Source organism: Rhodococcus tukisamuensis NBRC 100609 (assembly GCF_001894985.1).
GTDB classification, from domain to species: Bacteria; Actinomycetota; Actinomycetes; order Mycobacteriales; family Mycobacteriaceae; genus Rhodococcus_G; species Rhodococcus_G tukisamuensis.
The window spans coordinates 93,780-107,721 of the sequence record NZ_BCXG01000006.1 but is presented as its reverse complement, the minus strand read 5'-3'; the positions used below and the strand labels follow the sequence as shown (position 1 = coordinate 107,721).

Below are 13,942 nucleotides of genomic sequence, written 5' to 3'. Positions count from 1 at the left end.
CATGCCGGTACGTATGACCGAGGCCGCCTTCGAGGAACTGGTCTCCGAGGCGCTGGACCTGATCCCGCCCAAGCTCGCCCGGGCCATCGACAACGTCGTGGTCCTGGTCGAGGACCGCGACCCCGAGGATCCCGGACTGCTCGGGCTCTACCAGGGCATCGCCCTCACCGAGCGGGACAGCCACTATGGCGGCTCGCTGCCCGACACCATCACCATCTACCGCGAGGCCCTGCTCGAGGTGTGCGAGAACGAGGAGCAGGTGGTCGAGGAGGTCGCGATCACCGTCATCCACGAGATCGCGCACTACTTCGGCATAGAGGAGGAGCGGCTGCACCAGCTTGGCTGGGGCTGAACCGGATCGCCGCAACGGGGTGGGGATCCGGTGGCCGGTACCCTTACCGCGACAACCTCGCGATCGAGACGTTTGGTAGGACAATGGGTGAACCCGCCGGCGAGCCGGCTCAGCACGATGCCGCCGACGACTGGCGCCAGATGAAGGACGTCGAGCTGACCCCGATCCTCTCGGCGTCGCTCGACGCCTTCTACGAGCTCGGCTACCACGGGACGACGGTGCGGGAGGTGGCCCGCCGGGTCGGGGTGACGGTTCCGGCCCTGTACTACCACCACGACAGCAAGGAAGGTTTGCTGATCGCGCTGCTCGAGTTGTCGACGGCCGATGTGCTGGCGCGGGCGCACGACGCCGATGCGGCCGGTGGTGACGATCCGGTCCAACGGCTCGCGAACGTCATCGAGGCGATCGTGTTGCGGATGACGAACCGGGCCCGCCTCGCGTCACTCGAGGGCGAGGTGCGGTACCTGAGTGCGGAGAACCGGCAGCGGTACCGCGCAGTGCGCAAGGGCATCGAGGAGGTGGTCCTCCGGATCGTCCAGGACGGCACGGCCAGTGGGGCCTTCGATGTCGACGATCCCGCGGAGACCACACGCGCACTGCTCGGCATGTGCCAGTCCATCCCTCGCTGGTACCACGCGGAGGGCACCCTCTCTCCCGAAGAGGTCGCGAAGAAGTACGCCGCGATCGCGCTGAAAACCGTTGGGGCGCACTAGGCGGCTCCGCCGCCCGCGAGTCCTTTCGGCCCCTGCGGACCGGAAGGACTCGGAGGGCCGTCAGCGACCGAAGACCGCCGGCCGTTTGCCCAGGAAGGCATCGACGCCCTCGGCGAAGTCGGCGGCGGCGAGCAGCTCGAGCTGGCCGGCCCGTTCCCGGGCGAACGCCGGGTCGAGCTGCCCGAGGGTCGCGTCGTTGATCGCGGTCTTGGTGGCCGCGAACGCGTCCGACGGTCCGTCGACGAGCCCCCGGACGAGCGCCTCCACGTCGTCGGCGAACGTCGCGTCCGGGAACACCCGCGCGATCAGACCCGCGTCGAGCGCGTCCGCGGCGGGCAGACGCTCGGCGAGCAGCGCCATCCGCATCGCGCGGGCCCGGCCGATGGACGCCGCGACCAGCGCGGTCGCACCGCCGTCGGGCATCAGGCCGATCTTGGTGAACGCGAGCAGCAGGTAGCTGGACTCGGCGGCGACGGTCAGGTCAGCGCCGAGGGCGAGCGAGACCCCCACCCCGGCGGCCGGGCCGTTGACGGCCGCGACGACGGGGCGCGGGAACGCGCGCAGAGCGGCGACGAGCCGGTTGGCTGCGTCGACGGTGGACGGGTCGGGCGGTCCGGACAAGTCGCCGACGGTGGACAGGTCGGCGCCGGTGCAGAACGCCCGGCCTGCGCCGGTGAGCACTACGGCACGGACCGCGCGATCACCGGCGTGCTTGTCCAGGGCGTCGGCTGCGGCATCGAGGGTCTCGGTGGTGACGGAGTTCATCCGGGCGGGCCGGTTGACGGTGATGCGCAGGACGCCGTCGGCCAGGCCGACGAGGACGTCATTTGTGTCGGTGCTCATGAACTGTCCTTCTCGGGGAGTCAGGATCGGAAAGTGAGCGCCACTTTGCCTGTGGCGCTGCGAGGTTCGAGGCCGCACAGTGCGGCGTTGGCCCGTTCGGCCCACGGCCGGGCCGGGTGGCCGAAGCCCTCCCGGACGTACTCGCCGCACCCGGCGCCGAGGACCGCGATGTTCTCGAGCAGCGTCGGCACGGAAGCGTGCCGCGGCCGTTTCATCTGTACCAGACCCCACTGAGCGGTCGCGAGCCAACGTCATCCGTTGACCACCTCCCGGGTAGCGTGATAGTTGTCTTAGCGAGCGTTCAGTAAATCAATTTCGCAGAAGATCCCCCGAGGAGCAACCCATGGCCGACGAGTCGACCACCGCGCCCGAGCCCGCGGCGCTGTACGAGCGCCGAGGCAGTGTCGCGATCATCACCCTCAACCGCCCGCGCGCACTGAACGCCGTCAATGCGGCGCTCTCGACAGCTGTCGGGACCCTGCTCGACCAGGCCGACTCCGACGACGAGGTTCGGGCCATCGTCCTCACCGGCGCCGGGCGGGCCTTCTGCGCCGGCGCGGACCTGAAGGCGCTCGGCAGTGGCGCCTCTCTCGACGCCGACGGCCACCCCGAATGGGGTTTCGCGGGCTTCGTCCAGCACTGGGTAAGCAAGCCGACGATTGCGGCGGTCAACGGGTTCGCCCTCGGCGGCGGCACCGAACTGGTGCTCGCGTCGGACCTGGCGGTCGTCGACGAACAGGCACAACTGGGGCTGCCGGAGGTCACGCGCGGGTTGTTCGCCGCGGCCGGCGGCGTCATCCGCCTCCAGCAGCAGGTCCCCCGCAAGGTCGCCCTCGAACTCGCGCTCACCGGCGCGCCCATCACCGCCGCTGACGGCCTGAGACTGGGTCTGGTCAACCGTGTCGCGCCCGCCGGCACCGCCCTCGAGGTCGCCCTCGAACTCGCCGAGAGCATCGCCGCGAACGCGCCGCTGGCCGTGCGCGAGTCTAAGTCGATGATCCACCGGACGGCTTCCGACTCGGACTGGGAACAGGACGTGTGGGACCGGAACGCCGAGGCCGTGAAGCTCGTCTTCACCAGCGCCGACGCGCAGGAAGGCCCGAAGGCCTTCGCCGAGAAGCGCCCGCCGGTCTGGCAGGGCCGCTGACCACCCCCCGATCTCGGCCCGGTGCTCCGCTGAGCCCCTGCCTCCGGAGCGCCGGGCCGCACCACCTTCCTCCCTCCCCCGAAAGGTTCCTCTCATGACCAACGCTGTCATCGTCGACGCCGTCCGCCTCGCATCCGGACGAGGCAAGCCCGGCGGCGCCCTGTCCGGGACCCATCCCGTCGAGATGCTGTCCCACGTGCTGCGCACCCTCGTCGACCGCAACGGCCTCGACCCCGCCCAGGTCGACGATGTCATCGGCGGCTGCGTCCAGCAGGTCGGCGAGCAGGCCCTCAACATCTCCCGCACCGCGCTGCTCGCCGCGGGCTTCCCGGAGTCCGTGCCCGCGACCACCATCGACCGCCAGTGCGGGTCGAGCCAGCAGGCCGCACACTTCGGCGCCCAGGGCGTCATCGCCGGCGCCTACGACATCGTGATCGCCTGCGGCGTCGAGTCGATGAGCCGTATCCCCATGGGCACGTCCTCCATGGGCCAGGACACAGCCGGCGCCGGCATTGCCGCCCGCTACCCGGAGGGCCTGATCCACCAGGGCATCTCCGCCGAACTGATCTCCGCGAAGTGGAAGCTCGACCGCGAGGCCCTCGACGCGTTCTCCGCACAGTCGCACCAGCGTGCCGCCGCAGCGATCGCCGCGGGCGCGTTCGACAAGGAGATCGTGCCGATCAGCGTCACGAACGCCGCCGGTGAGACCGTCACGCACACCGTCGACGAGACGGTCCGCACCAGCACCACCGCCGAGGGCCTGGCCGGCCTGCGTCCGTCGTTCCGCACCGACGAGTTCGCGGCCCGGTTCCCCGACGCCCCGTGGCAGATCACCCCGGGCAACTCCTCCCCCTTCACCGACGGCGCCTCCGCCGTGCTGATCATGAGCGAGGAGATGGCGAACAAGCTGGGGCTCACCCCGCGCGCCCGGTTCCACTCGTTCTCCGTGGTCGGCGACGACCCGATGCTCATGCTCACCGCCCCCATCCCCGCCACCCACAAGGTCCTGGCCAAGGCGGGCCTGAGCATCGACGACATCGACGCCTACGAGGTCAACGAGGCCTTCGCGCCGGTGCCGTTGGCCTGGGCCCACGAGTTCGGCGCCGACCCCGCCAAGCTCAACCCCCTCGGTGGCGCCATCTCCCTCGGTCATGCACTCGGGTCCTCGGGCACCCGATTGATGACCACCCTGCTCAACCACCTCGAGGCCACCGGCGGGCGCTACGGCCTGCAGACCATGTGTGAGGGCGCCGGCATGGCCAACGCCACCATCATCGAACGACTCTGAGACACAACACTTCCCGAAAGGAACACCACATGATCGTCAACGACAGCGTCGCCCTCGTCACCGGCGGCGCCTCCGGCCTCGGCCTGGCCACCGCCAAGGCCCTCCTCGCCGACGGCGCCCAGGTGGTCATCGTCGACCTCCCCAGCTCCAACGGCGAGGTCGTCGCCAAGGAACTCGGTGACCGGGTGCGCTTCGCCGCGGCGGACGTCACCGACGAGGCCGCCGTCACCGCCGCCCTCGACCTGGCCGAGTCCCTCGGCACCCTGCGAGTTCTGGTGAACTGCGCCGGCATCGGCAACGCCGTCAAGACCGTCGGCAAGCAGGGCGCCTTCCCGCTCGACTCCTTCACCAAGATCATCAACGTCAACCTCGTCGGCACCTTCAACGTGCTTCGCCTTGCCGCCGAGCGCATCTCGAAGACCGAGCCCATCGACGGCGAGCGCGGCGTCATCATCAACACCGCCTCCGTCGCCGCGTTCGACGGCCAAATCGGCCAGGCCGCGTACTCCGCCTCGAAGGGCGGCGTCGTCGGCATGACCCTGCCGATCGCCCGCGACCTCGCGTCGCTGCTGATCCGCGTCGTCACCATCGCACCCGGCCTGTTCAAGACCCCGCTGCTCGGCTCGCTGCCCGAAGCCGCACAGGCTTCGCTCGGCCAGCAGGTGCCGCACCCGTCCCGTCTCGGCGATCCGTCGGAGTACGGCGCCCTGGCCGCGCACATCGTCTCGAACCCGATGCTCAACGGCGAGACCATCCGTCTCGACGGCGCCATCCGCATGGCCCCGCGCTGACCCGCACGTGATCGAGGAGGGGTCGATGTCCGCACCGCCCGAAACCATCACCAACTGGCGGGAATTCGAGCCGATGCAGCTCGGCCCCATCCTCGATCACGCCCTGGATGCCTTCCACGAGAACGGCTTCCACGGCACCACGGTCCGCGACCTGGCCCGCCGGGTCGGGGTAACGGTGCCCGCCCTGTACTACCACCACGAGAACAAGGAAGCGGTTCTCGTGGCGTTGCTCGACACCGCGGTCCGCGACCTGATCGACCGCTGCGTCGCCGCGGTCGCCGACGGCGGTGACGATCCCGTCCTGCGCTTCGCCTACTTCTTCGATGCGGTGGTGCTGAACATGACGCACCGCTCCCGACAGTCCGCGCTCGACTCCGAGCTGCGGCATGTCGCGCCGGAGAACCGCCGCAACTACGCGGCGACCCGCAAGAGGCTCGAACTCATGGCCCTCGACCTGGTGACGGACGGCGTCGACCGGAAGGTCTTCGTCGTCGACGACATCCCAGAGACAGTGCGTGCGCTCCTCGGCATGGGTCAGTCGATCGCCCGCTGGTTCCAGATCGACGGCCCGTTGACCCCCGACGCTGTTGCCGCCCGCTACACCGCCATCGCCCTGCGCGTCGTCGGACATCCCACAGCTCCCTGACAACCCGTACCGCGAGGAGACTTACATGCTGACCACCGCATTCACCGAAACATTCGGCGTCCGCCACCCCATCGTCCAGGGCGGCATGCAGTGGGTCGGTCGCGCCGAACTCGTTGCGGCCGTGGCCAATGCCGGTGCACTCGGCATGATCACCGCGCTCACCCAGCCCACCCCGGACGATCTCGCCGAGGAAATCGCCCGCACCCGCGAGCTCACCGACCAGCCTTTCGGCGTGAACCTGACGATCCTGCCCGCGATCAACCCGCCGCCGTACGACGAGTACCGGCAGGTGATCATCGAGTCCGGCGTCAAGATCGTCGAGACCGCCGGCTCCAATCCCGCGCCGCACCTGCCCGACTTCCACGCCGCCGGGGTCAAGGTGCTGCACAAGTGCACCAGCGTCCGGCACGCCGTCAAGGCCCAGGATGCCGGCGTCGACGGCATCAGCATCGACGGCTTCGAATGCGCGGGACACCCCGGCGAGGACGATGTCCCGGGCCTGGTGCTGATCGCCGCCGCGGCCGAGCAGATCACCATCCCGATGGTCGCGTCCGGCGGCTTCGGTGACGGCCGCGGCCTCGTCGCCGCACTCGCGCTCGGGGCCGACGGCATCAACATGGGCACCCGTTTCATGTGCACCGAGGAATCCCCGATCCACCGCACCATCAAGGAAGCGATCGTCGCCGCGAAGGAGACGGACACCGAGCTGATCTTCCGCCCGCTGCGCAACACCGCACGGGTCGCGAGCAACACCGTCAGCCGCGAGGTCGTCGAAATCCTCTACCGCGGTGGACAGTTCGAGGATGTGCGCGAACTGGTCGCCGGAGCCCGCGGCCGACTGGTCTACGAGAACGGCGACCCGGAGGCCGGCATCTGGACGGTCGGCACCGTCCAGGGCATCATCCACGACATCCCCACCGCCGGCGCACTCGTTGAACGCATCGTCGCCGACGCAGAGGCTCTGATCTCGGAACGCCTCGCCAAGCTGCTCGTCACCGTCGACGCCTGACCCACACCTAGGAGTACCCCCATGAAGCGCACCCAGTTCGAAGCCGACCACGAGGCGTACCGCGAGACGGTTCGCGAGTTCCTGGCTCGCGAGATCGAACCCAACTACGAGCGGTGGGAGCAAGAGCGACTGGTCAGCCGTTCGGCGTGGCAGGCTGCCGGCAAGTTCGGCATCCTCGGACTCGGTATCTCGGAGGAATTCGGCGGGGCCGGCGTCACCGACTTCCGTTTCCGCCAGATCGTCTTCGAGGAGGTCGCGCGGACAGGCACCACCTCTTTCGGTGCGGGGATCAACACTCAGGACGACATTGTCGTCCCGTACATCGCGAACCTCGGCACCGAGGAGCAGAAGACCCGCTGGCTCCCCGGCATGGCCAGCGGTCAGACGATCGGGGCGATCGCAATGACCGAGCCCGGTGCCGGCTCCGACCTCCAAGGTATTCGGACCACCGCGGTGCGCGACGGTGACGAGTGGGTGATCAACGGCCAGAAGACGTTCATCACCAACGGAATCCATGCCGACGTCGTAATCGTGGTGTGCCGCACCGACCCGAATGCCGGAAGCAAGGGCTTCTCGTTGATCGTGGTCGAGCGTGACACCCCCGGCTTCAGTCGCGGCCGCAAGCTGCACAAGGTCGGACTCGCCGCCCAGGACACCGCCGAACTGGTCTTCGAGGATGTCCGTGTGCCGGCCGAGAACCTGCTCGGCACGGAGGGCAGGGGATTCATTCATCTGATGGAGAATCTGCCGCTCGAGCGGCTCTCCATCGCCGTCAGTGCAATCACCTCGGCTCGCGCCGCGTACGAGTGGACCAAGAACTACGTTTTCGAGCGAAAGGCGTTCGGAAAGCCGATCGGCGATCTGCAGAACACCCGGTTCGCTCTCGCCGAGATGCGCACGGAGATCGAGGTCACCGAATCGCACATCGACCGTGCCGTTCTCGCGTTGAACGCCGGTGAGCTAACCGCGGTGGATTCGTCCATGAGCAAGTGGTGGGCGACCGAACTTCAGAAGCAGGTCATCGATCGCTGCGTGCAGTTGCACGGCGGCTACGGCTACATGATGGAGTACCCGATCGGCCGCGCCTACGTCGACTCCCGGATCCAGACCATCTACGGCGGCACCACCGAGATCATGAAGGAGATCATCGGTCGCGACATCGCCGCCGAGTTCCGCTGACGAACGCCGACAACATCCAACCACCGAGGAGTACAGATGGAATTGATCGCAGTCCTGGAATTGACCTTCAAGCCGGAGTCCCTGGACTCCGCGCGTGAGGTGATGACACGGGTGCTCGAGGAGACTCGGGCGTTCCCCGGCTGCCTGAGCGTGAAGTCGGTTGTCGACACCAAGAGCCCCCACGTCTGGCGCTTCGTCGAGACCTGGCAGTCGGCCGAGCACGACGCCGCGTATCGCAAGTTCCGCGCCGGCGAGGGAGCCATCACCGATCTCGGTCCGCTCCTCGCAGGTGCACCGTCGCTCACGACGGGAACCGTCGACCCTCACATCTGACGACACACGCAACCGGTTCTCGAACGAACCGAGGTCTCCTGCCGTGAAGTGGATCTATCCAGATACCCGCATCACGACGGGAGACCTTCGTCGTCGAGACCGAGGGCACCGATACACATCTGATCCAAAGTGTCGAGCAGGCTCTCTTCGTCCGCCTCGTCGCCCTGGACAAGCCACAGATACAGGCTGTGGTCGACCATCGCGGCCATGGCGCGAGCAGCCATAACCGGATCGAGTGACGCTCGGACGTGGCCCTGCTGCTGCCAGCGGGCGATGGCTCGGGCCGTCCGATCGAGCAGCTTTCGGCGATGTTCGTGGCGGAGTTCGCGATATTCGCTGTTGAACGTCGCGACCTGCTCGACGATGGCCATCAGCTTCGCGTTGCGCCGGTATGCCTGGTAGTACAACCGGTTCGTCGCAATCAGCTTCGCGGCCGGCGACAGGTCGGGGTCGAGAGGTTCACGGTGGTGCACATCTTCGAACAGCCGAGTGCTCAACTCCTGGAACACATCTTCTTTCGACTCGAAGTATCGGTAGAAGGTCCCGCAGGAGACGAGGCGATCGACACCTTCACCTACCTATGGTCGCGTGCGCTGGGAATCGAATGACCTGAGCACGAATGATCGCCGGTGAACACCGGCGATCATCCGTTGATTGCGATTCCGTAGTGCGTACCGGTTAGGTCAGAGAACGTCCGCGAGTTCCTTGAGCAGCGCAGCCTTGCCCTTCGCACCGACTATCGTCTTGACCGGCTTGCCACCCTTGAACAGGATCAGCGTCGGGATCGACTTGACCTGGAAGCCGCGGCCGGAGGCCGGGTTGGCATCGATGTCGAGCTTCGCGATGGTCAACTTCTCACTGTTCTCACCGGCAATCTCCTCGAGAACCGGGGCAACCATCTTGCACGGGCCGCACCACGTAGCCCAGAAATCGACCAGAACAGGCTTGTCACTTGCCAGGACGTCCTGCTTGAAGGAATCGTCGGTGATCGTGACGGTATTCGACACGGTTACTCCTCGAGGGTTGGGAACGAGCGTAAAGGTAAAGCGATCAGAGGTCAGGGAGCGCCGACGACATCGACACTGGGACCGGCAGCGTCGAGCGTGTTGGTGGTGATGTCCCCACGATCGGCAAGCCAGCGTTCGGCATCGATCGCCGCGGAGCATCCGGTGCCGGCAGCGGTGATGGCCTGACGGTACGTGTGATCGACCAGGTCACCGGCAGCGAACACGCCGTCGACGGAGGTCGCGGTGGAACCCGGGGCGACGCGGACGTAGCCGGCTTCGTCGAGCTCGACCTGGCCCTTGACGAGCTCACTGCGCGGATCGTGACCGATGGCGACGAACATGCCCGTGATGTCGAGGGTGGAGGTTTCACCGGTGACGGTGTCGCGGACCTCGAGGCCGGTGACACTGTTCTCGCCGAGCACCTCTACGGGTTCGGTGTTGGTCAGGAATCGGATCTTCTCGTTGGCCTTGGCGCGTTCGAGCATGATGCGTGAGGCGCGGAACTCTTCGCGGCGGTGCTCGAGGGTGACGGAGCGGGCGAAGCGGGTGAGGAAGGTGGCTTCTTCCATTGCGGAGTCGCCGCCGCCGACCACGACGATGTCCTGGTCGCGGAAGAAGAAGCCGTCGCAGGTGGCGCAGGCGCTGACGCCTCGGCCGAGGAGGCGTTCTTCGCCGTCGATACCGAGGTAGCGGGCGGCTGCGCCCATGGCGAGGATGATTGCGTGCGCGGCGTAGGTTTCGCCGTTCGCGGTGACGGTTTTGATCGGTGCGCTCAGGTCGATCGCGTCGACGTCTTCAGTGCGGATGTCGGTCGCGAAGCGCAGGGCCTGCTCGCGCATCTGGTCCATGAGGTCAGGGCCCATGATCCCTTCGCGGAATCCGGGGAAGTTCTCGACCTCGGTGGTGGTCATGAGGGCGCCACCGAATTGGGTTCCCTCGAACAGAAGGGGCGCGAGCTCAGCGCGCGCGGTGTAGACACCAGCGGTGTATCCGGCGGGGCCGGAACCGACAATGATGACGTCATGGACCGTGGACGGAGTGGTCATGCGGGCCTCTTTCAGGGGGGGGCGACATGGGGAAACTCGGGCGGTCCGCACGACAGCGACGCAGTCGCGAGCTCGTCGCATCAGATTTGACTCATCCGAACGAGTTGCCCAGCAAGATCATTCGACCTTCCGAACAGCTAACACTCTCGGATGAATGGTGCCCGGCTTCCCGGAATCTTCGGCTGTCTGTAGCGACCCACAATACCTCCATAGCGAGCGCTAAGTAAATGCTCCACGACGAGAGGGACGCCAACGTGGCCGCCCAGCGGGGCAACGAGATGCCGAACGCTCTCCCGAGGCCGAGTACCACTGTTCTCACGCTCCTTCGATCCGACGAATTTCCTACCCCTGACCCGACTCGGACCTCTGACAGAAAGCCCAGGACTCTCATGATCTCAACGGCACCCACGGAGACGTTCAGCGTTCGCCACCCCATCGTGCAAGGCGGGATGCAGTGAGTGGGACGAGCGGAACTCGTTGCCGCCGTGTAAATGCCGACGCACTCGGGTTCGTCACCGCGTTGACGCAACCTACACCTGCCGACCTGACCAACGAGATCGCCCGGTGCCGCGATCTCACCGACATCGTCATCCCGTCCCGTACATCGCCGACCTCGGTACCGACGAGCAGAAGCAGCGGTGGCTACCGGGAAGGGCTTCCGGCGAAATCATCGGCGTGGTTACGATGACCGAACCGAGAACCGGTAGCGACCTGCAGGCAATCAAGACTTCCGCCGTCCGCGACGGTGACGACTGGATCTTGAACGGTCAGAAGACATCCATCACCAGCGGCATCCATGCCGACATCGCGATCGTCGCCGCCCGAACCGATCCCAACGCAGGATCACGCAGCTCAGTCTTCTTGTCGACAACGCGGGATGGCTGAATTCACCCGCCGCCGAAAACTCCACAAAGTGGGTCTCGCCGGCCAGGACGCGGCGGAGTTGTCGTTCGACAACGTTCGAGTTCCGGCAGCCAACCTCCTCGGGCACCGAGGGCGGTGACCCCATCCATCTGATGGAACGGCGTCCCCGTGAACGGCTTTCGATCGCTGTCAGCGCAATGTGCTCCGCACGGCCGCTCACGAGTGGACCAAGGCCTATGCCTTCGGCAAGCCCATCGGCGACTTCCAGAACACACGCTTCGCACTCGCCGAGATGCTGACCGAGATCAACGTGACACAGGCCTACGTCGACAACGCCGTCCTGGCCGTCAATGATGGTAATTTGCCTGTTGTCGAAGCAGCACAGGCAAAATGGTGGGCCAGCGAGCTCCAGAAGCGCGTCGTCGATCGCTGCTTACAACTGCACGGCCGGCGGCTACGGCTACATCATGGATGTACCCGATAGCACGCGCCCACGTCGACAGCCGAGTCCAGACGATCGACGGCGGAACCACCGAGATCATCGGTCGCGACATCGCGAAGAACTGACGAAGGCCCTGAAAACGAATGAGCGCCGGTGATTCACCGGCGCTCATTCGTTGCACGTCAAAGCAATACGACAATCAGTGCAGCAGCGCGGCTATCACCGGAAGTGATGCGTCGGCATCTCCACGCTGGCCTCGCATGTTCGACGGGGTTTGAGCCAACGAGCCTTCCGCGACGCCGTGGTCATGACGCCACTCGACAAAGGTTCGGTGCTCGACCATGCGCCAGCGACCGTCACGGCGCTCGAATCGATCGATGTATCGACCACCTGCAACGCCCTCGTAATCCTCACTTCGTCCGTCCCAGAACGTAGTTGAGGGAGCGGTCGGCGGAACTCGGTGATAGGCGGTGACGTAGGTTTCCACTTCGGCGACGTCACCGTCGAAGGAAAACAGCATGTTGCCCGTCTGATGATGGGTCCGCTCGAGGGAGCCCATCGACACCCGCGCGTTCTCCACCATCTTCTGCCAAGGCAGCTCGTTTCCGATGAAGACAGTTTTCCCGTCCTCATGGAATACGCTCGCCATCAGTTCCCATCGGTTCCGATCCACTGCGTGGCAGAAGCGGTTGACAACATCGGCGATCTCCGCACGGTCGACAAGCCGACTGGCGTCTACTCGACCGGGATCGTTTGTGCGCCAAGCCTCGACGACCGATCCCGAGATGCCGTCCTCTCGCTGTCCCCTCGCCTGCCCAGAGACAGCGGCAAGGCCGCCTTCTCGCGATGGACGGTGATTGCGCCACTCCGTGAGCAGGCGCCGGTCCGCAATCCGCCAGCGACCGTCGCGGAGTTCGAATCGGTCGATATAGCGAGCGCCGAGCATGACTTCGTACGCCTCACCCGTGCCACCGAAACCACCACCGACAGGCGCATCATGCGGAATGGCATGGAATGCCGTCACATACGTCTCGACGTGTGCGACGCTCCCCTCGAAAGCAATCATGATGTTGCCGACCTGGTGGTGCGTCGCCTCGACCGGCTCGAGAAGTGCGGAGCCTTGTGCGACGAATTCGCGCCAGCTTCCGCCGATCGATGACAATCGGCAGGTTGCGTCCTCGTGGAAAACCGAGTCCATCAACCACCAACGCCGACGATCCGTCGCATGGCAGTAGCGGTGGATGACGTCTTCGATTTCGGCTCGGGCAGCTACTGATTCGAGTGTGTACGCAGCACTCATGTATCTCTGCCCCTCCTACGCTTCGGCGGGCACGTTTGCCGGCAGATCGCACGAAGCAGTGCCGTCGTCATTGAGGACACACACCGGGCAGTCTTCCTGATCGGCGCCGAGCGCGCCGTCCGCCGCCTGAACCATCTCGGCGAAGAGCTCCTGACGCTCCGATCGCGGCACCCGCGGATCCCGCGCCGGGCGCAAGCCGAGCTCGATCAGCGTCTCGAGCTGGCGGTAGCCGGCCGTCGTCGGGTCCACGATGGGGACGCTCGAGCGGGCAGCGAGGATCTCGGCGACCGGGCTCATGCAGTTGCACCCAAGGATGACCGACTTGGCGCCGTCCTGCACTGCGAGTTCGATCTCGGCAAGGATGCGCTCGACAATGTCCTCGCGTCCGGCCTTCATCTGGGTGAGGAAGTTGTCCTCATCAGCCAGAGTGCTCTGCTCAGCGTGGGTTGAGACGTAGCGTACCGAGATACACTGCCGTCCAACAGGATTATCGCGCAGGAGACGCTCGTAGACGAAGTCCATCGTCTCCGGCCAGATCGTGACGATGCTGAACTTCTCGCCGAGAGCCGCTGCTGCCAGCAGGCTTGCCTCACCGCTACCGACCACCGGGACATCGGAGGCGGCGCGCGCGGCTGCCAGACCGTAGTCCGGAACCCCGCCGATCAGAACTCCGGCGCACCCGTCGCGAGCGGCCCGCATTGCAGCCTCCGCGTAGACGACATCGGAGAGCAGCAGGTCGACCGCATCGATCGGGGTCACTCGGATCTCCGTGTACACCGACTCGACGGAGTACCCGGGCGCGATCAGGCGATCGGGAACCGGGCTCTTCTGCTGGCCGGTATTCATTTCGAGACATGCGATCCGCTTGGTCAACTGAGTCTCCTTGACTTCGAGGTGATTTGAGCCACTTCCAGCGACTCCTGTGAGGAGGCTATCAGAAAGTGTTTCTACGACGAAGAAGAAATATCCCCATCTCGAAAGG

Annotated in this window: 16 protein-coding genes and 2 pseudogenes; 11 read left to right on the top strand and 7 right to left on the bottom strand. The window is 66.1% G+C overall.

Annotation, left to right across the window (positions count from 1 at the left end; genetic code table 11):
• Nucleotide 1: 1 nt before the first annotated feature.
• A complete protein-coding gene (locus RT2_RS09005) occupies nt 2-352 on the top strand; it encodes a metallopeptidase family protein (protein ID WP_072844457.1) in 351 nt (116 codons plus the stop codon).
• An 83-nt stretch (nt 353-435) separates the two neighbouring features.
• Complete coding sequence (locus RT2_RS09000; RefSeq protein ID WP_072844456.1) at nt 436-1,065, top strand: TetR/AcrR family transcriptional regulator; 630 nt, start codon at nt 436-438, stop codon at nt 1,063-1,065.
• A gap of 60 nt (nt 1,066-1,125) precedes the next feature.
• On the opposite strand, the gene RT2_RS08995 is transcribed toward RT2_RS09000, so the two are convergent.
• The gene (locus RT2_RS08995; protein WP_072844455.1) at nt 1,126-1,908 is read right to left on the bottom strand and encodes an enoyl-CoA hydratase; all 783 of its coding nucleotides are present in this window, start codon (nt 1,906-1,908) and stop codon (nt 1,126-1,128) included.
• Nucleotides 1,909-1,928: 20 nt separating this feature from the next.
• Nucleotides 1,929-2,123 carry a hypothetical protein gene (locus tag RT2_RS08990; protein ID WP_072844454.1) on the bottom strand — a complete coding sequence of 65 codons (195 nt, stop codon included), beginning with the start codon at nt 2,121-2,123 and terminating at the stop codon, nt 1,929-1,931.
• Between the two features lie 128 nt (nt 2,124-2,251).
• Here RT2_RS08990 and RT2_RS08985 point away from each other — a divergent pair, with 128 nt between their 5' ends.
• From RT2_RS08985 to RT2_RS08955, 7 genes are all read left to right on the top strand, one after another.
• Complete coding sequence (locus RT2_RS08985) at nt 2,252-3,055, top strand: crotonase/enoyl-CoA hydratase family protein (protein ID WP_072844453.1); 804 nt, start codon at nt 2,252-2,254, stop codon at nt 3,053-3,055.
• Nucleotides 3,056-3,149: 94 nt separating this feature from the next.
• Entirely contained in the window at nt 3,150-4,343 is a 1,194-nt protein-coding gene (locus RT2_RS08980) for a thiolase family protein (RefSeq protein ID WP_072844452.1), read from the top strand.
• A 29-nt stretch (nt 4,344-4,372) separates the two neighbouring features.
• On the top strand, nt 4,373-5,134 hold the full coding sequence (locus RT2_RS08975; protein ID WP_072844451.1) for a 3-hydroxyacyl-CoA dehydrogenase: 762 nt from the start codon (nt 4,373-4,375) through the stop codon (nt 5,132-5,134).
• Between the two features lie 25 nt (nt 5,135-5,159).
• On the top strand, nt 5,160-5,780 hold the full coding sequence (locus tag RT2_RS08970; protein ID WP_072844607.1) for a TetR/AcrR family transcriptional regulator: 621 nt from the start codon (nt 5,160-5,162) through the stop codon (nt 5,778-5,780).
• Between the two features lie 25 nt (nt 5,781-5,805).
• On the top strand, nt 5,806-6,789 hold the full coding sequence (locus tag RT2_RS08965) for an NAD(P)H-dependent flavin oxidoreductase (protein ID WP_072844450.1): 984 nt from the start codon (nt 5,806-5,808) through the stop codon (nt 6,787-6,789).
• 21 nt (nt 6,790-6,810) lie between these two features.
• Nucleotides 6,811-7,968 carry an acyl-CoA dehydrogenase family protein gene (locus tag RT2_RS08960; protein WP_072844449.1) on the top strand — a complete coding sequence of 386 codons (1,158 nt, stop codon included), beginning with the start codon at nt 6,811-6,813 and terminating at the stop codon, nt 7,966-7,968.
• A gap of 36 nt (nt 7,969-8,004) precedes the next feature.
• Nucleotides 8,005-8,301: a putative quinol monooxygenase gene (locus tag RT2_RS08955; RefSeq protein WP_072844448.1), complete on the top strand. Its 297-nt coding sequence runs from the start codon at nt 8,005-8,007 to the stop codon at nt 8,299-8,301.
• Between the two features lie 71 nt (nt 8,302-8,372).
• Here RT2_RS08955 and RT2_RS08950 read toward each other — a convergent pair whose 3' ends face one another.
• From RT2_RS08950 to trxB, 3 genes are all read right to left on the bottom strand, one after another.
• The gene (locus tag RT2_RS08950; RefSeq protein WP_245709086.1) at nt 8,373-8,798 is read right to left on the bottom strand and encodes a TetR-type transcription factor C-terminal domain-containing protein; all 426 of its coding nucleotides are present in this window, start codon (nt 8,796-8,798) and stop codon (nt 8,373-8,375) included.
• A 186-nt stretch (nt 8,799-8,984) separates the two neighbouring features.
• Nucleotides 8,985-9,308 (bottom strand): thioredoxin, encoded by a 324-nt coding sequence (gene trxA, locus RT2_RS08945; protein ID WP_072844447.1) that lies wholly within the window; start codon nt 9,306-9,308, stop codon nt 8,985-8,987.
• Nucleotides 9,309-9,358: 50 nt separating this feature from the next.
• On the bottom strand, nt 9,359-10,354 hold the full coding sequence (gene trxB / locus RT2_RS08940; RefSeq protein ID WP_072844446.1) for a thioredoxin-disulfide reductase: 996 nt from the start codon (nt 10,352-10,354) through the stop codon (nt 9,359-9,361).
• Nucleotides 10,355-10,743: 389 nt separating this feature from the next.
• On the opposite strand from trxB, the pseudogene RT2_RS26330 reads away from it, so the two are divergent.
• Both RT2_RS26330 and RT2_RS08930 read left to right on the top strand, forming a co-directional pair.
• Nucleotides 10,744-10,964, top strand: a pseudogene (locus RT2_RS26330) (nitronate monooxygenase); the annotation flags it as partial.
• Nucleotides 10,949-11,785, top strand: a pseudogene (locus RT2_RS08930) (acyl-CoA dehydrogenase family protein); the annotation flags it as partial. The pseudogenes RT2_RS26330 and RT2_RS08930, both read left to right, overlap by 16 nt.
• A 74-nt stretch (nt 11,786-11,859) precedes the next feature.
• Here the strand turns inward: RT2_RS08930 and RT2_RS08925 are convergent.
• Entirely contained in the window at nt 11,860-12,960 is a 1,101-nt protein-coding gene (locus tag RT2_RS08925; protein WP_072844445.1) for a nuclear transport factor 2 family protein, read from the bottom strand.
• A 15-nt stretch (nt 12,961-12,975) separates the two neighbouring features.
• Nucleotides 12,976-13,833, bottom strand: a complete 858-nt coding sequence (locus RT2_RS08920; RefSeq protein WP_139191103.1) for an aspartate/glutamate racemase family protein — start codon at nt 13,831-13,833, stop codon at nt 12,976-12,978.
• Nucleotides 13,834-13,942 lie beyond the last annotated feature (109 nt).